Annotated in this window: 27 protein-coding genes and 1 tRNA gene; 14 read left to right on the top strand and 14 right to left on the bottom strand. The window is 70.4% G+C overall.

Annotation, left to right across the window (positions count from 1 at the left end):
* Positions 1-8: 8 nt before the first annotated feature.
* Together ITJ54_RS07660 and ITJ54_RS07655 are read right to left on the bottom strand one after the other, a co-directional pair.
* The gene (locus ITJ54_RS07660; RefSeq protein WP_194627016.1) at positions 9-176 is read right to left on the bottom strand and encodes a hypothetical protein; all 168 of its coding nucleotides are present in this window, start codon (positions 174-176) and stop codon (positions 9-11) included.
* Positions 173-865 carry a hypothetical protein gene (locus ITJ54_RS07655; RefSeq protein ID WP_194627014.1) on the bottom strand — a complete coding sequence of 231 codons (693 nt, stop codon included), beginning with the start codon at positions 863-865 and terminating at the stop codon, positions 173-175. Before ITJ54_RS07655 ends, ITJ54_RS07660 begins: the two co-directional genes overlap by 4 nt.
* A gap of 225 nt (positions 866-1,090) precedes the next feature.
* Here ITJ54_RS07655 and ITJ54_RS07650 point away from each other — a divergent pair, with 225 nt between their 5' ends.
* The 7 genes from ITJ54_RS07650 (at position 1,091) to ITJ54_RS07620 (ending at position 6,838) form a co-directional block, all read left to right on the top strand.
* Positions 1,091-1,636, top strand: a complete 546-nt coding sequence (locus ITJ54_RS07650; protein ID WP_194627012.1) for a hypothetical protein — start codon at positions 1,091-1,093, stop codon at positions 1,634-1,636.
* Positions 1,633-2,313 carry a response regulator transcription factor gene (locus ITJ54_RS07645; RefSeq protein WP_323741629.1) on the top strand — a complete coding sequence of 227 codons (681 nt, stop codon included), beginning with the start codon at positions 1,633-1,635 and terminating at the stop codon, positions 2,311-2,313. The genes ITJ54_RS07650 and ITJ54_RS07645 overlap by 4 nt, the downstream gene beginning before the upstream one ends.
* Entirely contained in the window at positions 2,310-3,560 is a 1,251-nt protein-coding gene (locus ITJ54_RS07640) for a sensor histidine kinase (protein ID WP_194627010.1), read from the top strand. The genes ITJ54_RS07645 and ITJ54_RS07640 overlap by 4 nt, the downstream gene beginning before the upstream one ends.
* A 132-nt stretch (positions 3,561-3,692) precedes the next feature.
* A complete protein-coding gene (locus ITJ54_RS07635; RefSeq protein WP_194627009.1) occupies positions 3,693-4,430 on the top strand; it encodes a DUF4232 domain-containing protein in 738 nt (245 codons plus the stop codon).
* A gap of 151 nt (positions 4,431-4,581) precedes the next feature.
* Positions 4,582-4,887 (top strand): hypothetical protein, encoded by a 306-nt coding sequence (locus tag ITJ54_RS07630; protein ID WP_194627007.1) that lies wholly within the window; start codon positions 4,582-4,584, stop codon positions 4,885-4,887.
* The gene (locus ITJ54_RS07625; RefSeq protein ID WP_194627005.1) at positions 4,884-6,302 is read left to right on the top strand and encodes a hypothetical protein; all 1,419 of its coding nucleotides are present in this window, start codon (positions 4,884-4,886) and stop codon (positions 6,300-6,302) included. Before ITJ54_RS07630 ends, ITJ54_RS07625 begins: the two co-directional genes overlap by 4 nt.
* A 68-nt stretch (positions 6,303-6,370) precedes the next feature.
* The gene (locus ITJ54_RS07620) at positions 6,371-6,838 is read left to right on the top strand and encodes a hypothetical protein (RefSeq protein ID WP_194627003.1); all 468 of its coding nucleotides are present in this window, start codon (positions 6,371-6,373) and stop codon (positions 6,836-6,838) included.
* 246 nt (positions 6,839-7,084) lie between these two features.
* Here ITJ54_RS07620 and rbsD read toward each other — a convergent pair whose 3' ends face one another.
* The 3 genes from rbsD to ITJ54_RS07605 form a co-directional block, all read right to left on the bottom strand.
* A complete protein-coding gene (rbsD, locus tag ITJ54_RS07615; protein WP_194627001.1) occupies positions 7,085-7,468 on the bottom strand; it encodes a D-ribose pyranase in 384 nt (127 codons plus the stop codon).
* Entirely contained in the window at positions 7,465-7,755 is a 291-nt protein-coding gene (locus ITJ54_RS07610; protein WP_194627000.1) for a hypothetical protein, read from the bottom strand. The genes rbsD and ITJ54_RS07610 overlap by 4 nt, the downstream gene beginning before the upstream one ends.
* A gap of 139 nt (positions 7,756-7,894) precedes the next feature.
* Positions 7,895-7,984, bottom strand: a tRNA-Ser gene (locus ITJ54_RS07605).
* A gap of 142 nt (positions 7,985-8,126) precedes the next feature.
* On the opposite strand from ITJ54_RS07605, the gene ITJ54_RS07600 reads away from it, so the two are divergent.
* Together ITJ54_RS07600 and radA are read left to right on the top strand one after the other, a co-directional pair.
* Positions 8,127-9,119, top strand: a complete 993-nt coding sequence (locus tag ITJ54_RS07600) for an SGNH/GDSL hydrolase family protein (RefSeq protein ID WP_194626999.1) — start codon at positions 8,127-8,129, stop codon at positions 9,117-9,119.
* Positions 9,120-9,128: 9 nt separating this feature from the next.
* The gene (gene radA, locus ITJ54_RS07595; RefSeq protein ID WP_194626998.1) at positions 9,129-10,490 is read left to right on the top strand and encodes a DNA repair protein RadA; all 1,362 of its coding nucleotides are present in this window, start codon (positions 9,129-9,131) and stop codon (positions 10,488-10,490) included.
* A 14-nt stretch (positions 10,491-10,504) separates the two neighbouring features.
* Here the strand turns inward: radA and ITJ54_RS07590 are convergent, their stop codons facing one another.
* The gene (locus ITJ54_RS07590; RefSeq protein ID WP_194626997.1) at positions 10,505-10,921 is read right to left on the bottom strand and encodes an SseB family protein; all 417 of its coding nucleotides are present in this window, start codon (positions 10,919-10,921) and stop codon (positions 10,505-10,507) included.
* Positions 10,922-11,169: 248 nt separating this feature from the next.
* Here ITJ54_RS07590 and ITJ54_RS07585 point away from each other — a divergent pair, with 248 nt between their 5' ends.
* The 3 genes from ITJ54_RS07585 (at position 11,170) to ITJ54_RS07575 (ending at position 12,710) form a co-directional block, all read left to right on the top strand.
* Complete coding sequence (locus ITJ54_RS07585) at positions 11,170-11,376, top strand: cold-shock protein (protein WP_071278847.1); 207 nt, start codon at positions 11,170-11,172, stop codon at positions 11,374-11,376.
* A 116-nt stretch (positions 11,377-11,492) separates the two neighbouring features.
* Positions 11,493-11,921 (top strand): hypothetical protein, encoded by a 429-nt coding sequence (locus ITJ54_RS07580; protein WP_194626996.1) that lies wholly within the window; start codon positions 11,493-11,495, stop codon positions 11,919-11,921.
* A gap of 57 nt (positions 11,922-11,978) precedes the next feature.
* Complete coding sequence (locus tag ITJ54_RS07575) at positions 11,979-12,710, top strand: DUF3800 domain-containing protein (protein WP_194626995.1); 732 nt, start codon at positions 11,979-11,981, stop codon at positions 12,708-12,710.
* Between the two features lie 122 nt (positions 12,711-12,832).
* Here the strand turns inward: ITJ54_RS07575 and ITJ54_RS07570 are convergent, their stop codons facing one another.
* Together ITJ54_RS07570 and ITJ54_RS07565 are read right to left on the bottom strand one after the other, a co-directional pair.
* Positions 12,833-13,519 carry a hypothetical protein gene (locus tag ITJ54_RS07570; protein WP_194626994.1) on the bottom strand — a complete coding sequence of 229 codons (687 nt, stop codon included), beginning with the start codon at positions 13,517-13,519 and terminating at the stop codon, positions 12,833-12,835.
* 64 nt (positions 13,520-13,583) lie between these two features.
* The gene (locus tag ITJ54_RS07565) at positions 13,584-14,126 is read right to left on the bottom strand and encodes an amino-acid N-acetyltransferase (RefSeq protein ID WP_071278843.1); all 543 of its coding nucleotides are present in this window, start codon (positions 14,124-14,126) and stop codon (positions 13,584-13,586) included.
* A gap of 176 nt (positions 14,127-14,302) precedes the next feature.
* Between ITJ54_RS07565 and ITJ54_RS07560 the strand changes: the two genes are divergently transcribed.
* On the top strand, positions 14,303-14,755 hold the full coding sequence (locus ITJ54_RS07560; protein WP_194626993.1) for an SRPBCC family protein: 453 nt from the start codon (positions 14,303-14,305) through the stop codon (positions 14,753-14,755).
* Positions 14,756-14,865: 110 nt separating this feature from the next.
* Here ITJ54_RS07560 and ITJ54_RS07555 read toward each other — a convergent pair whose 3' ends face one another.
* Both ITJ54_RS07555 and ITJ54_RS07550 read right to left on the bottom strand, forming a co-directional pair.
* Positions 14,866-17,385, bottom strand: coding sequence for an ATP-dependent Clp protease ATP-binding subunit (locus tag ITJ54_RS07555; RefSeq protein WP_194626991.1), 2,520 nt, complete (start codon positions 17,383-17,385; stop codon positions 14,866-14,868).
* A gap of 219 nt (positions 17,386-17,604) precedes the next feature.
* Positions 17,605-18,084, bottom strand: coding sequence for a Clp protease N-terminal domain-containing protein (locus ITJ54_RS07550; protein ID WP_194626989.1), 480 nt, complete (start codon positions 18,082-18,084; stop codon positions 17,605-17,607).
* An 89-nt stretch (positions 18,085-18,173) separates the two neighbouring features.
* Between ITJ54_RS07550 and ITJ54_RS07545 the strand changes: the two genes are divergently transcribed.
* On the top strand, positions 18,174-19,106 hold the full coding sequence (locus ITJ54_RS07545; protein WP_194626987.1) for an NAD(+)/NADH kinase: 933 nt from the start codon (positions 18,174-18,176) through the stop codon (positions 19,104-19,106).
* A 14-nt stretch (positions 19,107-19,120) separates the two neighbouring features.
* Here ITJ54_RS07545 and ITJ54_RS07540 read toward each other — a convergent pair whose 3' ends face one another.
* The 4 genes from ITJ54_RS07540 to ITJ54_RS07530 all read right to left on the bottom strand — a co-directional run bounded on the left by ITJ54_RS07540 (position 19,121) and on the right by ITJ54_RS07530 (position 21,887).
* A complete protein-coding gene (locus tag ITJ54_RS07540; protein ID WP_194626985.1) occupies positions 19,121-19,906 on the bottom strand; it encodes a tyrosine-protein phosphatase in 786 nt (261 codons plus the stop codon).
* A 127-nt stretch (positions 19,907-20,033) separates the two neighbouring features.
* The gene (locus ITJ54_RS07535) at positions 20,034-21,095 is read right to left on the bottom strand and encodes a sigma-70 family RNA polymerase sigma factor (RefSeq protein ID WP_194626984.1); all 1,062 of its coding nucleotides are present in this window, start codon (positions 21,093-21,095) and stop codon (positions 20,034-20,036) included.
* A gap of 356 nt (positions 21,096-21,451) precedes the next feature.
* On the bottom strand, positions 21,452-21,583 hold the full coding sequence (locus ITJ54_RS18095) for a hypothetical protein (RefSeq protein WP_267237989.1): 132 nt from the start codon (positions 21,581-21,583) through the stop codon (positions 21,452-21,454).
* A 100-nt stretch (positions 21,584-21,683) separates the two neighbouring features.
* On the bottom strand, positions 21,684-21,887 hold the full coding sequence (locus ITJ54_RS07530; protein WP_194626982.1) for a hypothetical protein: 204 nt from the start codon (positions 21,885-21,887) through the stop codon (positions 21,684-21,686).
* Between the last annotated feature and the right edge of the window lie 45 nt (positions 21,888-21,932).

Below are 21,932 nucleotides of genomic sequence, written 5' to 3'. Positions count from 1 at the left end.
AGCGGCCGTCAACGCCAGAGGAACAGCAGCACCACGAGCCCCGACATCGTCAGCGCCATCGCGCTGCAGATCACCGCGACCACGACGTCGTCCTGCGGCACCTCGTCCACGTCGACCTCGCCGGTCCGACGGGGTCCGTACGGCTCGACCTGGCCCGTCCGCCCGTCCCCGTTCACGAGAACCGCGCGACGAGGCCGGGCACGACGGCGTGCGGCTGGATCGCGACGAGGCGGTAGGACGCGCCCTGGTCGAACGTCAGCACGACGGTGTGCGGGCCGAACAGGTACGGCGCCGCGGTGAGCCGGGGCCGGTTCGCGGTGAACTCGTAGACGACGTCCGTCCTGGCGATCCCGGAACCCGTATTCTCGTAGATCGACACCTCGTCTGGTGAGGTCGCCGTCGCGCCGTCGCAGGTGCTGTCGACGAGCCACTGCGTCGTGCCGATGCCGCGCAGGTCACTCGCGCTGATCACCACGGACGACACGTCGTCGCCGCAGATCTGCAGGCCGGGGTGGTCGGCGGCGCGGACGGCCGCCGTCAGCCCGGGGACGGTGTCCGTCCACGGCAGCGGGTCCTGCACGCCGGGCCGCGGTGGCTGACCGGGTGGGAACACCGCGGGCGACGCCGACGCAGCATCCCCGTCCGCGGCCGGCGCGTCGGTCCCCTGGCCGGACGCCGACGGGCTCGACGACGCGGCGCTCGACGACGACGCGGGGCCTGACGACGCCGTGCGCGACGGCCCCGGGCTGCCCGACCCCGTCTCGGGCTCGGTCACGACCGGCGACTGCGCGCAGCCCGCGAGCAGGCCGGACACGACCAGCACCGCCGCGACGACGGCCCCCGCCGTGGTCCTCGTCCGTTCCATGGGTCCTCCTCCTCGTGGGGCACGACTGGGTGTCCGCTCCCGATGTCTGCGAACCTACGGAGCCACGGTGTCGACGACGTGACGGCCGTACCGGCAGGATGGCACCGACGGCACGGACGCCCGCGGCCCCGCGCGGCTCACGCTGTCACCGGACTGTCACACGCCTGCCGCCGTCGAGCCACGCCGGCGCTCCAGACTCATGGGCATCCGGACCAGGAGGACCCCATGCCGAGAACCGCCAGACTCCCCCGCCGCACCGGGCTGACCGCGACCACCGCTGCCGTGGCCATCGCCGTCGTGACCTGCGTGGCCGCCTCGCTGAGCATGAGCGCGCTCGGCGCCCCGCTCGACGACGGCAGGCCCGTGTCGACGACCACGACCGCCACCAGCGCGTACTTCGCCGGCTGCGGGCGCGAGGCCGTCTCCTCGCCCCTCACGATCCCGATCTGGTGCGCGTCGACCGACCAGGTGCTGCAGGACCTCACGTGGTCCTCGTGGGGCGGGCAGACGTCCCGCGGCGTCGGGAGCTTCGTCGACAACCCCTGCGACTGCGCGAGCGGGGAACTGCACCGGTACGCGGTCGCGGTGGCCTTCCACGACCGGGTCGACGTCACCGGCACCACCCGGTACGAACGTCTCCGGATCACCTTCGCGAACGGCCGCCCCGCGTGGGCCACCCGGCCGACGATGTCGTTCCGCTGGAGCGACCAGGGGTTCGTCACCGACCAGGTGCTCCCACCCCTCGAGCGATCCGTCGGGCGGCCAGCGTGACGGACGCGGGTGACGGCGGCGCGATGGTGCTCCTGGCCGAGGACGACGACGACGTCCGCGAGACGACGCGCCTGCTGCTCCTCCGGCGGGGGTTCCGCGTCCAGGAGGCCCGCGACGGCGTCGTCGCCCTCGAGCTCGCCCGGGCCGCCCTGCCCGACATCGCCCTGGTCGACGTCGCCATGCCGCGGATGGACGGCATCGCCCTGGCGCGGGAACTCGCCGAGCTGGCCGTCCCCGTGGTGTTCCTCACCGCCAGGGACCTGCCGACCGACATCGCCGGCGGGCTCCACGCCGGTGCGGACGACTACGTCACGAAGCCGTTCGACCCCGACGTCCTCGCGGCCCGGCTCACCGCCGTCCTCCGTCGGACCGGAGCACGGCCGGCGCGGACGGAACGGCTCGGCGCCCTGGTCGTCGAGCACGACGCCAAGCGGGTGCTGCGCGGATCGACCCCGATCACGCTCAGCGCGACGGAGTTCCGCGTCCTGCAGGCACTCCTCGCGAACCGCGGTGCCGTGCTGTCCCGCGAGCAGGTGGTCGCGATCGTGTGGGGCTCGACGTGGCAGGACCCGCGCATCGTCGACACCAACGTGCAGCGCCTCCGCCGGAAGCTCGGGGGCGACGTCGTCGAGACCGTCCGCGGCTTCGGCTACCGGGTCGCGGCGGCCGTAACGTGACGACCTGGAGCTCGACGCCGGGGACGACGACCCCGCGCCCGGTCATCACCACGCACGTGCCGTGGCACCGCTCGCTCCGGGTCAGGACCGCCGCCGCCATGGCCCTGCTCGCCCTGACCCTCGTCCTCGCCGCCGGGGCCGTGTTCGCGCACACCTCCATCACGGGTGCCCGCGACCAGCTCCGGGCGCAGGCCACGACGCAGCTCCGGGAGATCGCCGCCACGGACGCGTTCGGCGGCGCGCTGCCCTCGCGTGCGACCCGTGACCCCGCGGCACTCCCCGCGCGGCTCCGCGAGGCCCTCAGCGCACGAGCCGTCGTGACCTACGACGACGGCACCTCGATGTGGGCCGCCCGAGGACAGGGCGACGACCTGCTCGCCACCCGGGTCTCGGGTGCCCCGGTCCGGCAGCAGTGGGCCGACCTGGTCCGCACCTTCGCGGTGAGCGGAGCCGGTGCCGCGCTGATCGCCGCGCTGGTGTCCTGGTTCGTCGCCGGACGGCTCACCCGACGGCTCCGCACCACAGCCAGCACCGTCAACGACGCCATCGCGGGTCGGCAGGCGGAGCGCCCCACCGCCGAGGACGACGAGGTGGGCGTGCTGTCCCGCGGCATCACGGACACGGCAGCGGCGCTCGCCGTCCGGCTGGAACAGGAGCGCGCCGTCAGCGCCGACGTCGCCCACGACCTGAAGACCCCGCTCACCGCGCTCAGCAGTGCGGCCGCGCTCCTCGGGGACGACGAGGACGCCGAACGCATCCGTCGGCTCGTGCGGCGGCTGCGGGACCTGGTCGACGACCTCCTCCGGCTCGCCCGCGCACAGCACGACGCCCCGGCATCCGACGTCCGCCCCCGGTCCCTCGCGCGGTCCGTCGAACGGGTGCTCGCCGACTCCCCGTCGAGCCAGATCCCGGTCCGGGTGCTCGCGGACGCCACCGTCGGGCTCGACCCCGACCGGCTGGCCCGTGCCCTGACGAACCTCGTCGTCAACGCCGAGCGCCACGGCGACGGCGACGTCGAGGTGGTCGTCGACGGCACCGAGGTCCGCGTCACCGACCGCGGCCCGGGCTTCCCCGAGGCGCTCCTCGCGGACGGACCGCGGCGGTTCGGGGCCCTCGGCACCGCCGGCGGCACCGGGATCGGCCTGGCGATCGCCCTGCACCACGCCGACGCCACGGGCGCCCGGCTCGTGCTCCGCAACACCGACCGGGGCGCGAGCGCGAGCCTGGTCTTCGACCCCGCCGGCTGAGCCCCACCGATCGCCCCGGCCGGCTGAGCCCCGCCGACCGACCCGGCCGGCTGAGCCCCGCCGACCGACCCTGTCACCGGACTGACACACGGCTGCCGCAGCCGAGCCACGTGCCGGGCACACGCTGGACCCATGACCACAGCACGCGTACGGACCATCCTGCCGATCATCGGCATCACCGCCATGGCGGTCCTGCTGACCGCCTGCTCCGGCGGCGGCAACGGAGCAGCAACGGCCGCGCACCCGCCGACGGGGGCCTCGACCGGCACCTCGACGTCCGCCAGTCCCACCACCGGCCCGACCACTGCGCCGAGCCGCTCCACGCCCGCCGCGACGGCACCCTCCACCGTGGGCAGCACCTCTGCCCCGGCGCCCTCCCGCGGCTCCGGCACGGCCGCCGCGCCCGCCCCCGCCGGCACCGGCGCGTCCGCAGCGGGTGCCCGGTGCGCCACCTCCCAGCTCTCCGGGTCGGTCGCCGACGGCGGCGGCAGCAGCGCGGGCGCCACCCGGGTCGCGATCATCCTGCGGAACACCGGCGCACAGTCCTGCACGCTGCAGGGCTGGCCCGGCATCTCCTTCGTGGGCGGCGGCAACGGCACGCAGATCGGCAACGCGGCGACGCTCGACCGCTCGACGCCGCACCAGACCCTCACCCTCCGCCCGTCCGGCGAGGTCCAGGCGGTCGTCACTGTCCGGGACGCCGGCGACTGGGACTCCGCCACGTGCCACCCGCGTGTGACGGACGGCTTCCGCGTGATCCCGCCGGGGTCGCGCCAGGCGCTCTTCGTGCCCGCCTCCGGGGCGCTGTTCGAGTCCTGCGCCGCGCCAGCCGTCCACCAGCTCAGCACCAGTGCGCTCGCGTCGTTCTGACGCCTCCACCCACCGGACGGGAGGCTCGTCCCGCGACCGAGCCTCCCGTCCGGCACGTGGTCACCGCCGCCGGCAGCGCCGGAGGTGCGCGACGGCCGCCGTCGCCCTAGGGTGGCAGCTGCACCACGCTGTCGGGGGATCTGGGGGGACCATGGCTGGGGAACTGCGAGTCGACGCGGGCGGGCTCTCGTCGCTGGTCGGCGACCTGAACGTGAACGGCGGGACCGCCGGCGTGCAGGCGGCTGCCGCTGACGCCGCGCTGAGCGCGGCCGCCGCCGCTGCCACCTCGCCGCAGCTGAGCGGTGCCCTCGGTCGGCTCGCCGGCCGCTTCCGCGGGCGCAGCGACGACGTCGGTGTCCGCATGACGAGCCTCGCCGCGTCGCTCACCACGGCGCACGACGCGATCACCGCGACCGACAGTCACCTCGCTGCCGATGCCAGCGGCATGGGTCGGTGAGCGTCCTCGCGGGCGCGCTGACCGCCGCCGACGTCACGGACGTCACCGACGACGCCGCCGCGCTCCGCTCCGCAGCACAGCGGTTCGCGACCGCCACCGACGGCGTCCTGTCCGCCGCGACCGCCGCGTCGCGGTCCTGGTCCGGCCTCCCCGCGGTCTTCACCTCGGACGCCCTGCAGCCGGCGCTGACGCCGCTGATGGACCCAGCCGTGACGAAGGCCAGGCACCTGCAGAGCGCCGGGGACGCGTTCCTGCGGGTCGCCTCCCGCGCCGCCAACCGCATCGAGGAACTCGAGCAGAGCCACGACGCGCTCGTCCGGCAGATCGACGCCTTCCACGCCTCGGCCCCCGGCCAGGTCGCCGCCGAGGCCGCCAAGGCTGCCTCCCAGGGGGACCTCCTCGGCGCGGTCGGGGCCGTCGTCAGCAACTGGCAGCAGGTCCCCGCGCTCGTCACCGAGGAGCTCGGGCTGCGGATGCGTGTGCAGGCCCACAACGACCACGTCACCTCGACGCTCGACGCCGTCGCGGCCGAGCTCGACGGGATCACGCCGTCGACGGTCGACGCCCACGCCGTCAGCACCGCTGCGTCGGCGACCAGCAACGAGGCCGGCGGCGGTGACAACTGGTTCGAGGACGCCTGGCACACGGTGAAGACCGTCACCGAGCTCGGGGTGACGATCGCGGGCGTGCAGGCCACCGCCGGGCTGCCCTACCTGCAGGACGCAGCCGCCACCGCCGGCAACGTCTTCGCCTCCCTCGGCAACGCGATGGTGAACCACCCGGACGAGGTGCTCGAGCTCCTCGGGGGCCTGGCGACGATGGCCCTCGGGACCGCGATGGAGGGCGGCGGGGTCGCCCTCGACCTGACCGTCGTCGGAGCCCCCGCCGGCGTCGCACTGAACGTCTCCGGCGCCGGCGTCATCGCGGCCGGCGCAGCCCTCGCCGGCACCGGTGCCATCGGGCTCGGCGTGCACGCGATGACCGACGACCGGAGCACCCCGTACCGGACGGACAACGCCGAACGCGCTCGGAACGCCAAGGAGCCGAACGAGCAGCACCCGGGGCGCAGCAACGACGGGACGTACCGGTCGGACGGGAACCAGCTCTCGCAGGCCGAGGTCAAGGAGAAGGAGCTCCGCGGCGTCCGCGAGGTCGCCGAGGACGAGGGGCTGCCGTTCCGCACGGACCAGAAGCTCGCCCATGTCGACGGTGCACCGAACGGTCGCCTGTTCGACGGTCTGCTGGAGAAGCCGGACGGCACGCTCGCCGGGGTCGAGGTGAAGAGCGGCACCGCGTCGAGGAACGCGCAGCAGCGGCTCTTCGACGACATGGTCAGCTACGACAACCCCGCCACCGTCACGATCGACGGCAAGGTCTGGAAGATCACATCGGTCATCCTGAAGGAAGTCCCGTAGCGTCGACTCCGACGCCCACACAGCCGCGCGCTCCGCCGTGCTCACACCACCATCCAGACGGGGACCTCGTGTTCATCCACACTGTCAACAGCGCCAGCAACTCGAAGCTGTCGAACGAATTCCGCTCTTACCGCGACCAGATCCGGCGCATGCTCGGGCTGCTCGACGGCACGAGCGAGGGCCGCTTTGCCTACCAGCTCTGGTTCGTCCCGGACGAGGCTGGCTGGCCCGATGCTCCGGGCTACTCGAACGAGGACTGGAACAGCCGGTACCTGCAGGCCGGTGGCAGCGCCGACCGCATGAGCGTGGAGCTGCAGCGCGTCGAGGACGGTCAGCTGCGCCACTACGTCGTCGGGCGGCCGCACGACCTCGGCGAACCACTCACCGAGGCCGTGAACGTCGCGGGCACCGACCACGCCGTGCACTCAGCAGAGGTGTTCGACGCCGACGAAGCCACCGACCTGTTCTTCCACTACATCGGCGACAGCGGCACCGTCCCCGACGGGTACGTCCTGCGGCTGCTCGACCTGTCGTAGGACGTCATCCTCCAGGGCGCCCCGGTCGGGGGAAGGCAGCTTCGCGACATGCGTCGTGCGAATCCATCGCGTACTGTTGTCCACGGCTCGGAGCTTCTCGAAGTTCCGTGGCCGTGCACCCCGACGGTCTCGCCACCGTCGGGGTGCTTCTGCGTGAGCCGGCGCTGAGGTCGCCGTCAGACCGTCCTCCGCGCAGATGGATTGGGCATGGTCATCCCGCGACGGGAGGCTCCCTCCGGCAGGACCTCAGAACGGCACGCCGCACACCAGCACCGCGTTCGCGAAGGCCGTCGCTTCTCCCGTCCGAACGAACAGCCGGGCGTCGGCGGACATCGCCTTGAGCTCCTCGTGCGACACCGCACGTCGCTCGGGGAACCGCTCCGCGAGCCACGCACCGGCGTCGGTGCCAGCCGCCTCGGTCGCGACGACGCACTCCTGGAACACTGCGTCGCCGAGCAGCGCATCGAGCACGTCGACGAATCGCGGAACCCCGTGCACGAGCGCGAGGTCGACGACCTGGACCCCGGGTGGGATCGGCAGCCCACAGTCCGCGACGACCACGAGGTCTCCGTGCCCGAGTCGGCTGAGCCCGGCATTGAGCTCCGCGTTGAGGATGCCTGTCTTCTTCATGGGGTTGCTCCGGTCGTGGTGCTGACGCCGTTGGGCGCGGGCTCCGGCAGGACGTCGGAGATCGTCGGGTACGACGGCCGCGTCCCGGCGGACTGCACGGCGAACCCACCGGACCGGACGGCCGGACGGGCAGCTTCGAGCAGGCTGTCGCCCGCGGTGAGCCCCGCTGCGAGCGAGTCGATCCCCTTCGACATGAGCGCGCCCTGGGCCCCGGGCCTCACGACGACGGAGCGCATGCTGAGTGCACGGAGGGTCGGGTCGTCGATGTTGAGCGACTCGCTGTCCATGGCCCCTCCCCGGGTCAAGCGAATCATAGGTCGGGTCCCCACTCGCGCTTCACGGCACGCCGGCTCCGCGAGGGCACAACGTTTGCACCAGAGGCGCTCGCACAAAGAAGAAAACCCCCGCGTGAGCGAGGGTTTTCTGTGGCGGTACCGGTGGGATTTGAACCCACGGTGGAGTTGCCCCCACACATGTTTTCGAGACATGATCCTTCGGCCGCTCGGACACGGTACCGGGAGAGAGTTTACACGATCCAGGAGGCCCCCGGCGACACCGCAGGTCGGCCTGCCCTCCACAGGCGGCCGACTCGAAGGCCGCTCCACACACCCAGCGTCCGCTCTGATCCGATGAGTCCCGCGGGCGTAGCGTCCTCGACATGAAGACGCGCACCCTCATCGCCCTGATCTCCTCCGTCGGCGGCGGCCTCGTGGTCGCCGGTGGCGCGGCCGTCGGCGCGCGCGCCGGGGTCAAGGGACAGAAAGCGGCCTCGCAGCGCGTGGTCGAGATGCTCCCCATCCACGCGGACTGGTGGCGCGAACGGCTCCACCACGAGGGGCAGATCACCTACCTGGCGATCGGTGACTCCGCGGCGCAGGGCGTCGGCGCGACGGTCCCGTCCCGTGGGTACGTCGGCCTGCTCGCCCGACGGATCCGGCACCGTTCCCGCATGACGGTGCGGGTCGTGAACCTCAGCGTGTCCGGAGCGACGACGTGGGGCGCGAAGCGGGACCAGCTCCCGAAGCTGCAGCACTTCACGCCTGACGTCTGCACGGTGTCGATCGGCGCGAACGACATCGCCGACTTCCACCCCGACAAGTTCGAGCGCAACATCCGGGCGATCTACGGCGCCGTCCCCTCGCACGCCGTGGTGGCCGAGCTGCCGTGCATGTTCTCCCCCGACCGCGAGCGCAAGGTCGCCGTCGCGAACGAGATCATCCACCGCGTCGCCGACGAGCTCGGGCTGACCGTCGCCCCGCTGCACGGCATCACCAAGCGCGTGGGCATCCGCCGCACGTTCTTCAACACCTACGGGGACCTGTTCCACCCGAACGACCGGGGCTACGAGGTCTGGGCCAGCGCCTTCGAACCGGCGGTCGACGCCCGCGTGGACACCGTCGCCGCGATCCGGCACTACCTCTCCGCGCGAGAGGCCGAGGACCTCGGCCGCGAAGCCGGCGCCGTCGCGAACGCCCGCGCGGAACAGGACACCGAGGGCGCCGACGACCTCGACCTCGCCCACCAGGCCGGTCCCGTCGAGCGCCTCCGGCAGCGGATGACCGGGTCGGTCCCCACGCAGCAGGAGCCCGACGAACCGACCGACCCCGACGCCCCGTCTGAGCAGTCGGGTGATGTCGGCGGCCGGGCCTAACCTCGTCGCATGGCCCGCCCCCAGTCCACGTTCCGCTGCTCCGAGTGCGGGTGGACCACGATCAAGTGGGTCGGCCGCTGCGGTGAGTGCCAGTCCTGGGGAACGGTGGAGGACACTTCGGCCACCACCGCCAGTGCCCGCGGCACGAACGCCATCGCGGTCACCGGCACCCGCGTCGCGCAGCCGATCACCCAGGCCCGCGTCGGAGCCGTCCCCCGCTGGCAGACCGGCATCGGCGAGTTCGACCGCGTGCTCGGTGGCGGGATCGTCCCCGGTGCGGCCGTCCTGCTGAGCGGTGAGCCTGGCGTCGGCAAGTCGACGCTCCTGCTCGAAGTCGCCTCGCGTGCGGCAGCGATGGGCAAGCGTGTGCTCTACGTCAGTGCCGAGGAGTCCGTCGATCAGGTCCGCCTGCGCGCCGAGCGCACCGGTGCGATGCACGACGACCTCTACCTGGCGAGCGAGGTCGACCTCGGCGTCATCCTCGGGCAGATCGACCAGGTGCAGCCGGACCTGCTCATCGCCGACTCTGTGCAGACGATCTCCTCGGCCTCGATCGACGGCATCGCCGGTGGCACCTCGCAGGTCCGCGAAGTCGCCTCGACGCTCATCCGCGAAGCCAAGCAGCGCAACCTGCCGGTGCTGATCGTCGGCCACGTCACCAAGGACGGCAGCATCGCCGGCCCGCGTCTGCTCGAGCACCTCGTCGACGTCGTCTGCCACTTCGAGGGCGACCGCCAGACCGCACTCCGCTTCGTCCGGGCCTTGAAGAACCGCTTCGGCCCCACCGACGAGGTCGGCTGCTTCGACATGGCTGGCGACGGCATCCACGAGGTCCCCGACCCCAGCGGCCTGTTCATGTCCCGCAACGGCGCCCCGGTGTCGGGCACGTGCATCACCGTCGCGATGGAAGGCCGCCGCGCGCTCCCCGTCGAGATCCAGGCCCTCGTCGTCCCCAGCTCCGCGCCGCAGCCCCGCCGGGTCGTGAACGGGGTCGACTCGTCACGCGTGGCGATGCTGCTCGCGGTCCTCGAACGCCGTGCGGGCATCAAGCTCTCCGACGTCGACGTGTACGTCTCCACCGTCGGCGGCATCAAGATCACCGAGCCGGGCGCCGACCTCGCCATCGTGCTCGCCCTCGCCAGCGCTGCGCGGGACCGCCCCTACCCGCATACGCTCGCGGCCATCGGCGAGATCAGCCTCGCCGGCGAGATCCGTCAGGCCACCGGAGCGAAGCAGCGTGCCAGCGAAGCCAGACGCCTCGGCTTCACGACCGTCCTCGGCGCAGATGCCGAACACCTGCGTGAGGCACTCCGCGTCGCGTTCTCGATGACGAAGTCCGTTCGAGAACGTGAGCTCGACGCCGCGTTCTGACCGAACGGTGGGGCTCAGGTGCGCAATGCGGCCAGCAGGTCAGCGGGGTCCGACTGCATCGTGTTCGGGCCGGCGATGTCGAAGAAGACGCCCTCGAGCGAGTCGAGGTGTGCGGCGAGGAACTCCTCGAGGCGCTCGGCGTCGTAGACCATGACCTGCCGGACCTTCTCGTCGGGGACCATCGCGGTGTAGGCATCAGCCGACGAGAACAGCAGCAGGATGCGCTTCTCGGACCCTTCGCGGCCGAAGACACGCACCTGCATGTCCTTCTTGCCGGTGACCAGGCGGGGGACGATCACGATGTCGTTCCGCAGCGCGAACGCGACCGCGGCGACGTCCTGCTGTGCGAGGGCTTCCTCGAGCTGTTCACTCCGGAAGCGCTGTTCCTTGTCTGCCATCAGGACCAAGTTCACCAGATTTTGCTCGATCACGGCGACTTCGTCTGGTCCTGGCGCTCCAGACGCGCTAGGTTGGTGGAACCGCTTCGGCGGCGCCCAACGTCTGGACGAGGTGCAATGCCCCTCAACCGGACTCACGGGTCACTGGCCTCCGGGTCTGACCCCGAACCCGTCCCGCCGGCACCTGCCCGCGTGGCGCATCACCCTCGTCGACATACGACGAGGCTCCGTCTGCGTGTCATACCGCGATGGAAAGCAAGAACAGTTAAGGAAACGCCATCATGGCAACTGGAACCGTCAAGTGGTTTAACAACGAAAAGGGCTTCGGGTTCATCGCCCCGGACGACCAGAGCGCCGACGTCTTCGCGCACTTCTCGGCGATCTCGGGCAGCGGCTACCGCGGCCTCGAGGAGAACCAGAAGGTGGAGTTCGAGATCACCGAGGGCCGCAAGGGCCCGCAGGCGGAGAACATCACCGTCATCGGCTGAACCCCTGAGGAACGCTGACCGTCATCCGGTCGGCTGACCTCGAACACGACCGCGGTCGGACTCGATCGATACTTCGTCATGACGAAGTTCGATCGGCCGGCCGCGATTGTGTTTTCATGCACAAAACACTTGCAGCAGTCGCCGCCCTCGCCGCGGTCACCCTCACCCTGACGGGCTGCTCCCAGCTCCACCAGCAGGTCGGCGACGCCTGGGCGGTCACGTACCAGGTCAGTGTCGACGCCCCCGACGCCAGCATCCTGCACGACGTCCGCTACCTCGGTGCCGAGAAGCGTGGCGACGCAGCGACCACCCGCACGATCTCCAAGGCCGCCACCCGCCCCGGCGCTGCCCACGGCGGTGTGGCCACCTGGACGCACGAGTCCATCGTCCTCGCGAAGGACCCCGCTTCGGTCCGGGCAACGCCTCCTGCTGGCCGGACCGCGAGCTGCAAGATCCTGCTCGACGGCCAGAAGGTCATCGCCGAGGAGCACGGCTCTGCGGGCAAGCCGGTGCGGTGCCACGCGGAGACACCCGCGTTCAAGTAGCACGCGACCCGCGCTCGAACCTCGGTCGCAACCAGTCCGCTGATATGCTGCCGTACCATGTCCAGTGGGTACATCGTTTACGTGGACGAGAGCGGCGATCACAGCCTCACGAAGATCAACCCGGACTACCCGATGTTCGTCCTGGCCTTCTGTGTCTTCCCGATCGACGTCTACGTCGACCACGTGGTGCCCCTGGTCCAGCGGATGAAGTTCGACTTCTTCAACCACGACATGGTCGTGCTGCACGAACGCGAGATCCGCCAGGCCACCCCACCGTTCGACATCCTGCTCCGAGCCGACGTCCGCGCGTCGTTCATGGACCGGATCGACGCCGTCTTCGAACAGCGGTTCGGGATCGTGGCGACCGCCATCCGGAAGACGGAGTTCCGAGAGCAGAACGGCGGGGCGAGAAGTCCCTACGACGTCGCCCTCGAATTCGGACTCGAACGCGTGTTCCTCCAACTCCAGCGGTGCGCCGCCGCGGGTCAGGAGACTGTTGTCATCTTCGAGAGCCGAGGGCGACGGGAAGACCAGGATCTCGAGCGCGAGTTCGACCGGATCATGTCGACCACCCGCATGCGTGGGATGTCCGGCTCGTTCCGTTTCAGGATCGCCAGCAAGCAAGCGAACAGCACAGGGCTACAGATCGCGGACATGGTGGCACGTCCGATCGGTACGCACCTCCTCAAGCCGGATCAGCCCAATCGGGCGTGGGAGGCGATCCTGAGCAGGATGCCTCGCTCACCACAGGGACGGGTCGAGGGGTGGGGGCTGAAGATCTACCCCTGAGATCGAGCCGTGGGACAGCATCACCCAGGACAGCGAAAACCCCCGGACAAGCCGGGGGTTGAACGCCGATCGGGCTTTCCCAATCCACTTGATGAAATGTTACCACGCACCGCGGCCACCCCTCAGTTCAGGACGAACTGCGCCGACCCCTTCGCCTTCACGTCGCCCACCGCAACCTCCAGGTGGTAGCTGGCCCCACCGGCGGTCACGGCGGGCCGTGCGGCGTCGCAGGTGTCCTTCGACGACCGGGTGCGGTCCCACGCGATCGCCGGCGTGGTCAGGGTTTGCCCGGCCTTGATCGTGACGTCCTGGTTCGTCCCTCCGGTCTGGCAGTCCTTCGACGACCAGTACTGCTCCGCTCCGGAGCTGATCGTCAGGACCTGCTGCGCCGAGCCGAGGTCCATGCTGCACGCGTTCGACCCGGTGTTCGCGATCGACATCGCGATCTTCGGGTCCTCGGTCGGGCCGTAGGTGCTCTTGTCGAGGACGGGCTCCAGCGTGATCTGGTCGGCCGTGCACGCTGCCCCGTCAGCGGCAGCGCTGGCCGACGGCGCCGGGGCCCCCGACGCGCCAGACCCGGACGGACCAGACGGCCCGGAACCCGCATCAGACCCACCGGCGTCAGCAGCAGCACCAGCGCCCGCGGACGCAGACGCTGACGACCCAGCCACCGGAGCCCCGGTCCCCCGCCCCACGACGATGAGCACGACGACGACCACGATGACGACGATGGCCGCGATCACGAGCAGACGACGGCGCCAGTAGACGACCGGCTTCTCGGGGCCGACGGGGTGACGGAGCGACGACATGCGCTCAGGCTAGACAACGCCGCCCAGCCCAGAGCGGAACCCCGCCGAGCACCGGGAGAACCCGTCAGAGGATCTTCAGCATGCGGGTGTTGCCGAGTGTGTTCGGCTTCACCCGGGCCAGGTCGAGGAACTCCGCGACGCCCTCGTCCGACGACCGCACGAGCTCGGCGTACACGTCCGGGTCGACGACCTGCTCGCCGATCTCGAGGTAGCCGTGCTTGGCGAAGAACTCGACCTCGAACGTCAGGCAGAAGATCCGGGCGACCCCGAGTTCACGGGCGTCGTGCTCGAGCGCCTCGAGCATCCGGTGCCCCACGCGCTTGTGGATCCAGTCCTCGTCGAGGGCGAGCGTGCGCACCTCGGCGATGTCGTCCCAGAACACGGCGAGGGCACCGCACCCGATGGGCGTGCCGTCGGGTCCCTCGGCGATGCGGAACTGCTGGATCGAGCCGTACAGCGCGACGTTCTCCTTGCCGAGCAGGATGCGTCGGTCCACGTACGGGGAGATGAGCCGCTGGATGTGCGGCACGTCCGACGCGAGTGCGGGGCGCACCAGGATGCCGTGGTCGTCCCGTTCGTCGAACGCGTGCTTCCCGTGGTGAGTCATCCGCACCACCCTACGGCGGGCTGGCGGACCAGGCGGACAGCAACGACACCCACGGCCCAGCAGAGCCGTCCCGACAGCACGAGCGCGCCCGGGGGACATCGACGGGGCCCGCGTCCAGGGCATCGGCCTACGTTCGGCAGGGCAAGACGACGAGACAAGAAGCTCAAGGAGTTCCAATGCCCCAGATCATCGAGACCGTCGACGTCAGCGTCCCCGTTCGCGCCGCCTACGACCAGTGGACTCGCTTCGAGGAGTTCCCCACCTTCCTCGACGAGGTGGAGAAGATCGTCCAGGTCGACGACACCACCACCGACTGGACCGTCAAGGTCGCGGGCCAGGAGCGTCAGTTCCGCGCGGTCATCACCGAGCAGCACCCGGACGAGCGTGTCGCCTGGACCGTGAAGGACGGCGAGACCGACCACGCCGGCGTCGTCACGTTCCACAAGCTCGCTGACGCCGAGACCCGTGTCACCGTGCAGATCGACTGGCAGCCCTCCGGCTTCCTCGAGAAGCTCGGCTCCGCAGTCGGTGTCGGTGGCCACGCCGTCAAGAAGGACCTGCAGAACTACAAGGAGCGCGTCGAGGCGGCCCCCACGGCCGACGGCTGGCGCGGCGACGTCCAGGCCTGATCAGGCCGACTCGCGTCGCATGACGTGAGCGCAGACGGACGGGAGGCCCGGTGCCAGCTGGCACCGGGCCTCCCGTCTGTCATGTGGTGACGTGACGTCCCTGTCGGGACCTAGCTCTCGATCTCGCCCTGGGGCGCGTCGGTGCCGGCCTCGACTGCCGGCGCACCGGCGAGGACCTCTTCGCGGCCCGGCTGACGCCCGGTCTCGAACTCGAACTTGCCCTCGCGGAAGTCGACCTTCACGTGGTCGCCAGCGGTGAGCTCACCCTGCAGGATGTGCTCGGACAGCTGGTCCTCGACCTCGTGCTGCATCGCGCGACGCAGGGGGCGAGCACCGAGGGCGGGGTCGAACCCGACCTTGATGAGCTGCTCCTTGGCGGGGACCGTCAGCTCGACGGTCATGTCGCGGTCCAGCATGCGGTCCGACAGGCGCTTCACGAACAGGTCCACGATCTGCAGCAGCTCGGGCTGCGACAGCTGCGGGAACACGATCGTGTCGTCGACGCGGTTCAGGAACTCCGGCTTGAAGTGCTTCTTCAGCTCCTCGTTCACCTTCGAGCGCATGCGGTCGTAGCCGACGCCCGAGTCCCCCTCGACCTGGAAGCCCACCGGGCCACCGGCGATGCCCTGCGAACCGAGGTTCGTGGTCATGATGATGACGGTGTTCTTGAAGTCGACCACGCGGCCCTGACCATCGGTCAGGCGACCTTCTTCGAGGACCTGCAGCAGCGAGTTGAAGATGTCCGGGTGGGCCTTCTCGATCTCGTCGAACAGGACCACGGAGAACGGCTTGCGGCGCACCTTCTCGGTGAGCTGGCCGCCCTCCTCGAACCCGACGAACCCGGGAGGGGCACCGAACAGGCGCGAGACGGTGTGCTTCTCGCCGAACTCCGACATGTCGAGGGAGATCAGTGCGCCCTCGTCGTCGAACAGGAACTCCGCGAGCGCCTTGGCGAGCTCGGTCTTGCCGACGCCCGTGGGCCCGGCGAAGATGAACGAGCCCGAGGGGCGGTTCGGGTCCTTGAGGCCGGCGCGCGTGCGGCGGATGGTCTTGGACAGGGCCGAGATGGCCTCTTCCTGACCGATGACGCGCTGGTGCAGGGCCTTCTCCATGAAGACGAGACGCGAGGTCTCCTCTTCGGTGAGCTTGAACACCGGGATGCCCGTGGCCTGCGCCAGGACCTCGGCGATGATGCCCTCGTCGACGGTGCCGGATGCGGCAACGTCTCCGGCACGCCACTGCTTCTCGAGGCGGAGACGCTCGCCGAGGAGCTTCTTCTCCTCGTCACGGAGCGACGCGGCCTTCTCGAAGTCCTGCTCCTCAATGGCGGCTTCCTTCGACCCGCGGACCGTCGAGATCTTCTCGTCGAACTCGCGGAGCTCCGGCGGCGCCGACAGGATCGACAGACGCAGGCGGGCGCCGGCCTCGTCGATCAGGTCGATGGCCTTGTCGGGCAGGAAGCGGTCCTGCACGTAGCGGTCCGCCAGGTTCGCCGCGGAGACGATCGCCCCGTCGGTGATGGACACCTTGTGGAACGCCTCGTACTTGTCGCGGAGGCCCTTGAGGATGTTGATCGTGTGGGGCAGCGACGGCTCGTTGACCTGCACCGACTGGAAGCGGCGCTCGAGTGCTGCATCCTTCTCGAAGTGCTTGCGGTACTCGTCGAGGGTGGTGGCACCGATGGTCTGGAGCTCACCACGAGCCAGGAGCGGCTTGAGGATCGACGCCGCGTCGATCGCGCCCTCGGCAGCACCGGCACCGACCAGCGTGTGGATCTCGTCGATGAAGACGATGATGTCGCCGCGGGTGCGGATCTCCTTCGTGACCTTCTTCAGGCGCTCCTCGAAGTCACCGCGGTAGCGGGACCCGGCGATGAGCGACCCGAGGTCGAGCGAGTAGAGCTGCTTGTCCTTGAGCGTCTCGGGCACGTCGCCCTTGACGATCGCCTGGGCGAGGCCTTCGACGACGGCGGTCTTGCCGACGCCGGGCTCACCGATCAGGACGGGGTTGTTCTTGGAGCGTCGGGAGAGGATCTGCATGACCCGCTCCATCTCCTTCTCGCGCCCGATGACGGGGTCGAGCTTGCCGTCGCGCGCGGCCTGGGTGAGGTTCCGACCGAACTGGTCGAGGACCTGCGAACCCTGCTGCGCGTTCTGCTGCTGCTCGCCGCCGACGGCGACCGCTTCCTTGCCCTGGTAGCCGGACAGGAGCTGGATGACCTGCTGGCGCACCCGGTTCAGGTCGGCGCCGAGCTTCACGAGGACCTGGGCTGCGACACCCTCGCCCTCGCGGATCAGGCCGAGCAGGATGTGCTCCGTGCCGATGTAGTTGTGGCCGAGCTGCAGCGCCTCGCGCAGGGACAGCTCGAGCACCTTCTTGGCGCGCGGCGTGAACGGGATGTGCCCGGTCGGCTGCTGCTGGCCCTGGCCGATGATGTCCTGGACCTGCTCACGGACGGCATCGAGCGAGATGCCGAGCGACTCCAGCGCCTTGGCAGCGACGCCCTCGCCCTCGTGGATCAGGCCGAGGAGGATGTGCTCGGTCCCGATGTAGTTGTGGTTGAGCATCTTCGCTTCTTCTTGAGCGAGGACGACAACACGACGGGCCCGGTCGGTGAATCTCTCGAACATGTGCTCTCCCTTGGCCCCTGCGATCGGAGCCGACAGCTGTGCCGGTCTCGTGTGAGTCCGGCCAAGTACTTCGAGAGTAACCAGCGCTCCGCCCCGGGGCTGCCCCTGTTCGCCGTGGGCGTGACCTGGGTTGGCTGGGTGCGTCCAGCGGTGACGGACGGACCGCCGGGAGGCTCGGGGCGCGTCCGGCGCGGAGGCTGCGGTCCGCCTGTCGTCGCGTCAGGAGCGGCGGGCCGCCCGACGGATCGCGCGGCGGAAGCGGCGAGGCTCGACGCCCAGGCGCTCCAGCACGTCGTTCGCGGCGCCCATCAGCGGGTCGTCGATGCCGTCGAGCACGGCGAGGACCACGTGGTGCGGCCGGACCCGCTCGTGCGGACCCGCGATCTGCGCCGCTCGTGCGAGCACTCGCGCTCCCGCCGGCGTGCACACGACGCGGTCCTCCTCGGACGGGTACGGGACGGACCCGGCGCCGACGAAGACCCGGATCGACTCACGGACCCGTGCCGGCGTCACACCGTGCGCATCCAGCACTGCCGCGAGCCGCGGCACGCCCCCGCAGAGGACGACGGCCGCGACGAGGAGGTGCTCCGCGTCGACGAAGCCGAAGCCCGAGTCCTGCGACTCGTGTTCGGCGAGGAGCACGATCTCGCGGCCGTGTCGGAGGGTGGGCACGGCAACGGAGAGGGCGGCGGTCTGCATCAATACAGAATATCGCGTTTCGTGTGTGTATGGAAGCCGTTCAGCCGGAGTCCACTGTCTGGCGCAGGTCCGCCCGGTAGCATCCGGCCATGGAGCAGCCCGTCGTCGGCCTCGTCGTCCACCCGACCAAGAACGTGCAGGAGTCCGTCACGACCCTGCGGCGCTGGAACTCCTCCGGCCTCGGTCGCCTGGTCGCTCGGCGCATCGACGCCGCCCGCATCGGGGACACGATCGAGGTGGTCGAGGACGACGACTTCACCGCCACCGTCGACCTCGTCGTCGCACTGGGCGGCGACGGCACGATGCTCGGAGCCATGCGACTCGTCGCGAAGCGCCCGGTGCCCGTGCTCGGCGTCAACTACGGCAACGTGGGCTTCCTGGTGGAGATCGAACCGCCGGAGCTCGAAGCCGCCCTCGAACGGCTGTCGGCGGGCGAGTACCAGCTCGAACCGCACCACGCGCTCGAGGCCCGGCTGGCCTGGAGTGGCGCCCGGACGGACTACCTGGCGTTCAACGACCTGACGATCGTCCGACGTCCGGGCTCGGGGCAGGTGTCGGCCGACCTCAGCGTGGGCGGCCTCGGCTACGGGTACTACCGGGCGGACGCCATCGTCGCGGCCACCCCCGCCGGGTCGACGGCCTACAACTACGCGGCGGGTGGTCCGGTGCTCTCCCCGGCGCTCTCCGGCTCCGTCGTCACCCCGGTCGCGCCGATGGCCGGCATCGACCGCGCCGTGGTCCTGGCGGCACGGGAGCGCTACCGCTTCGACATCGCCGAGGGCACCAGGAGCGCAGCGCTCGAGGTCGACGGGCTCGTCGTGGGCGAGGTGGCCACCGGCGCCCAGATCGACATGCGCCTGCGGAAGGACGCGGGCAGCGTGGTGCGCCTCGACGCCGAGCGACACGGCCGCACCGGCCGCGTGAAGCTCAGCCTGCTCGACCTGCCGGTGCGCCCGGACCAGCTCGTGGAGCTCATCCCCAGCGACCTGCGCCAGAAGCTCCGACGCGAGGTTGAGGACTGAGACCCGAGCGCGCGTCAGGCGAGCAGACGCGCCCGGAGCCGGTCGACGCCATCGTCGGGCAGGCCGTGTGCCCACAGGTAGCCGGCCGCTGAGCCCCACTGGTCGTCCACGTGGTCGATCGCCGCGGCGAGGGCAGCGCGTGGTGACCGGGTCGCGAGCGCCAGGACCGCGTCGTCGTCGACGGCGATGCCGCGTTCCCGCACCTGACGGGCCATCGCGATCGCCGCGGGGCCGAAGGACGCCGGCAGGAACCGTTCCGTCGCCGTGTAGTCGTCGAGCACGTCGTCCCGGTCGACCCCGAGGGCGAGCAGGACGAGCGCGACCACCACGCCGGTCCGGTCCTTGCCGGCAGAGCAGTGGACGAGCACCCCGCCCGGCCGTTCGAGGAGGACCCGCACGGACTCGACGATGCCGGCTCCCTCGTCGTCGAGCAGACCGCGGTACAGGTCGTGCAGCGTGGGGACGGACACCATCGAGGACGCAGCACCGGCGAGCAGCGGGATCGTCATCCCCTGCGCCGCTGACCCCACCAGTGCGTCTGGGGCGGCGGAGCGCTCCGGATCGGTCCGGAGGTCGACGACGGACCGGACGCCCAGCCGGTCCAGCTGTGCGCGACCGGCACTGCTCAGGCCGGCGAGGCTGCCCGACCGGAGGAACCGGCGGCGTGCGAGAACCCGCCCGTCCACGGTGGGCAATCCGCCGAGGTCACGGAGGTTGAAGGTGCCGCCGACCTCGAGCGTCCGCTCGTCGACGGTCGGGGTGACGGTCGGGGTGACGGACGGGGATGCAGCAGCGGACACGGGGACCTCCTCGAGACGATGCAGAACACCGTACATCACATGCCGCGGAGGTCACTCGGCGTCCCGGAACGATGTGAGGCCCGCCCGAGCATCGCTCGGGCGGGCCTCACGTCAAGGGGTCGCTGACCTACTCGGTCAGGTACAGCTGCATGTCCTGCGAGACCGCCTTGGCGAACAGGCGGAGCTTGGCGCGGGACTCGACACGGCTGACCGCCTGGCGGGTCGTGTGCACGATCTTCGAGATCTCGTCGAGCGTCATCGGCTTGTCGTCGTCGAGGCCGTAGCGCATGCGGATCACGTTGGCCTCGTCGCTCGGGAGCTCCGCGACGATCGAGCGGATGTCGCGGTGCAGGAGCGTCGTCTCGGTGAGCTCGTTCGGGGACGCGGCGTCCTCGTCCTCGATGAAGTCGCCCAGTTCGCTGTCGTCCGAGTCGCCGACGACGGTGTGGATCGAGACCGGCTCGTGCGAGCGGCCCTTGAGGTCGACGAGTTCCTCGACGCTCATGCTCAGCTCGGCGGCGACCTCGTCGGGCATCGGCGCACGGCCGAGGTCGACGGTGAGGTCACGCTCGGTGCGGGAGATCTTGTTGATCAGCTCGACGGTGTGCACCGGGATGCGGATGGTGCGGGCCTTGTCGGCGAGGCCGCGGGAGATCGCCTGGCGGATCCACCAGGTGGCGTACGTGGAGAACTTGTAGCCCTGCGTGAAGTCGAACTTCTCGACAGCGCGGACGAGGCCGAGGTTGCCCTCCTGGATGACGTCCATGAACGGCAGGCCGCGCTGGGAGTAGCGCTTCGCGATGCTGACGACCAGGCGGAGGTTCGAGGTGATCATCCGCTCCTTGGCGCGCTCACCGTCGCGGACGAGCCACTTGAGCTCACGCTGCAGCGCCTTCGGCAGGCCCTGCTCGGTGGCGAGCTTCTCGCCGGCGAACAGGCCGACCTCGATGCGACGGGCGATGTCCGCTTCTTCCTCGGCGGTGAGGAGTGCGAGACGCCCGATGTGGCGGAGGTAGTCACCGACCTGGTCGACGGATGCACCACGGACGCCGGCGAGCTGCTCGTCTGCCTCGACCTCAGCTGCTGCGGCGTCGAGCGTGGTGCTCTCGACCTTGGCGGAGTCGGTCTTGGTAGTCGCCTTCTTGGTGCGGCGTGAGGTGGTGCTCGGCGTTGCCGTTGCGATCGTCATGTGACTCTCCCTGCATTCGACGGTGATGAACCTCGTCGGTGTTGGCCCTTGTCGGGTGAGACCGAGTAAAGCGGTCCGGAGGTGTACCCCACAAACCCGCTGCATCGATTCCCAGGGTTCTCCGTGCTTCGCCATCACCACCCCTTGGTAAGGGGTACACGATGCTGACGGCATTTCCCCTCGACTTCCGCGGAAGTGCGCGGTTCGCGGTGTTTTTCCGGCGATGTCGGCATGTGTCGGGCAGGTTTCAGCAGGTGTACCCCGGGGCACAGCGCTTCGTGGACATCAAAAAGGGGTACGTCGGTCCGGATCAGTGCGATCCGGCCTCCGTACCCCGAAGAGCAGGTGCGTGGGGGTCACCAGGACGGTTCGAGCCACCCCGATCGCCGCTTCGAGACCTCGAGGTCGGCGTCGCGGTCGTACTCGTCGTACTCGCTCTCGATGTCGCCGACGAGGCTGCGAGAACGGAACATCTGCGTGAGGGACATGCGGATGATGCTCACACCGGTCGGCAACAGCCGCGTGAACGCCGGACGACCGGGACGTGTCGGGCTGCTCGGACGAGTCGGACTGCTCCGACGGGTCGGGCTACTCGGAGGGCGTCGACGTGGGCGCCGTGGTGCCGTGGACACGCTCGAAGCGGGCGCGCTCCTCGGCCTCGACCTTGGCGTACGCGGACCGCTCGTTGCGGTCCGCCCGCATGATCGCGCGCATGACGAACCAGAACACGAGGCCGACCACGACGGTCGGCGTCAGCGCGAAGATGATCCCGGTCACGACTCCATGCGGCACGCGGTCATCGTACCTCGCCCTGTCAGGAGGCTCGGTGTGCGTCGG

Origin of the sequence: Curtobacterium sp. VKM Ac-2865 (genome assembly GCF_015350905.1) — a bacterium.
GTDB lineage: Bacteria > Actinomycetota > Actinomycetes > Actinomycetales > Microbacteriaceae > Curtobacterium.
The sequence above is the reverse complement of the archived record's forward strand: the minus strand, read 5'-3'. Positions and strand labels throughout refer to the sequence as shown.

Coding starts and splice junctions, on each gene's coding strand:
- ITJ54_RS07560 (WP_194626993.1), top strand. CDS start 14,303: ATGCCCCAGATCATCGAGACCGTCGACGTCAGCGTCCCCGTTCGCGCC.
- ITJ54_RS07580 (WP_194626996.1), top strand. CDS start 11,493: ATGCACAAAACACTTGCAGCAGTCGCCGCCCTCGCCGCGGTCACCCTC.
- ITJ54_RS07600 (WP_194626999.1), top strand. CDS start 8,127: ATGAAGACGCGCACCCTCATCGCCCTGATCTCCTCCGTCGGCGGCGGC.
- ITJ54_RS07655 (WP_194627014.1), bottom strand. CDS start 865: ATGGAACGGACGAGGACCACGGCGGGGGCCGTCGTCGCGGCGGTGCTG.
- ITJ54_RS07565 (WP_071278843.1), bottom strand. CDS start 14,126: ATGACTCACCACGGGAAGCACGCGTTCGACGAACGGGACGACCACGGC.
- ITJ54_RS07535 (WP_194626984.1), bottom strand. CDS start 21,095: ATGACGATCGCAACGGCAACGCCGAGCACCACCTCACGCCGCACCAAG.
- ITJ54_RS07575 (WP_194626995.1), top strand. CDS start 11,979: ATGTCCAGTGGGTACATCGTTTACGTGGACGAGAGCGGCGATCACAGC.
- ITJ54_RS07635 (WP_194627009.1), top strand. CDS start 3,693: ATGACCACAGCACGCGTACGGACCATCCTGCCGATCATCGGCATCACC.
- ITJ54_RS07650 (WP_194627012.1), top strand. CDS start 1,091: ATGCCGAGAACCGCCAGACTCCCCCGCCGCACCGGGCTGACCGCGACC.
- ITJ54_RS07550 (WP_194626989.1), bottom strand. CDS start 18,084: ATGCAGACCGCCGCCCTCTCCGTTGCCGTGCCCACCCTCCGACACGGC.
- ITJ54_RS07585 (WP_071278847.1), top strand. CDS start 11,170: ATGGCAACTGGAACCGTCAAGTGGTTTAACAACGAAAAGGGCTTCGGG.
- radA (WP_194626998.1), top strand. CDS start 9,129: ATGGCCCGCCCCCAGTCCACGTTCCGCTGCTCCGAGTGCGGGTGGACC.
- ITJ54_RS18095 (WP_267237989.1), bottom strand. CDS start 21,583: ATGTCCCTCACGCAGATGTTCCGTTCTCGCAGCCTCGTCGGCGACATC.
- rbsD (WP_194627001.1), bottom strand. CDS start 7,468: ATGAAGAAGACAGGCATCCTCAACGCGGAGCTCAATGCCGGGCTCAGC.
- ITJ54_RS07555 (WP_194626991.1), bottom strand. CDS start 17,385: ATGTTCGAGAGATTCACCGACCGGGCCCGTCGTGTTGTCGTCCTCGCT.
- ITJ54_RS07630 (WP_194627007.1), top strand. CDS start 4,582: ATGGCTGGGGAACTGCGAGTCGACGCGGGCGGGCTCTCGTCGCTGGTC.
- ITJ54_RS07545 (WP_194626987.1), top strand. CDS start 18,174: ATGGAGCAGCCCGTCGTCGGCCTCGTCGTCCACCCGACCAAGAACGTG.
- ITJ54_RS07570 (WP_194626994.1), bottom strand. CDS start 13,519: ATGTCGTCGCTCCGTCACCCCGTCGGCCCCGAGAAGCCGGTCGTCTAC.
- ITJ54_RS07610 (WP_194627000.1), bottom strand. CDS start 7,755: ATGGACAGCGAGTCGCTCAACATCGACGACCCGACCCTCCGTGCACTC.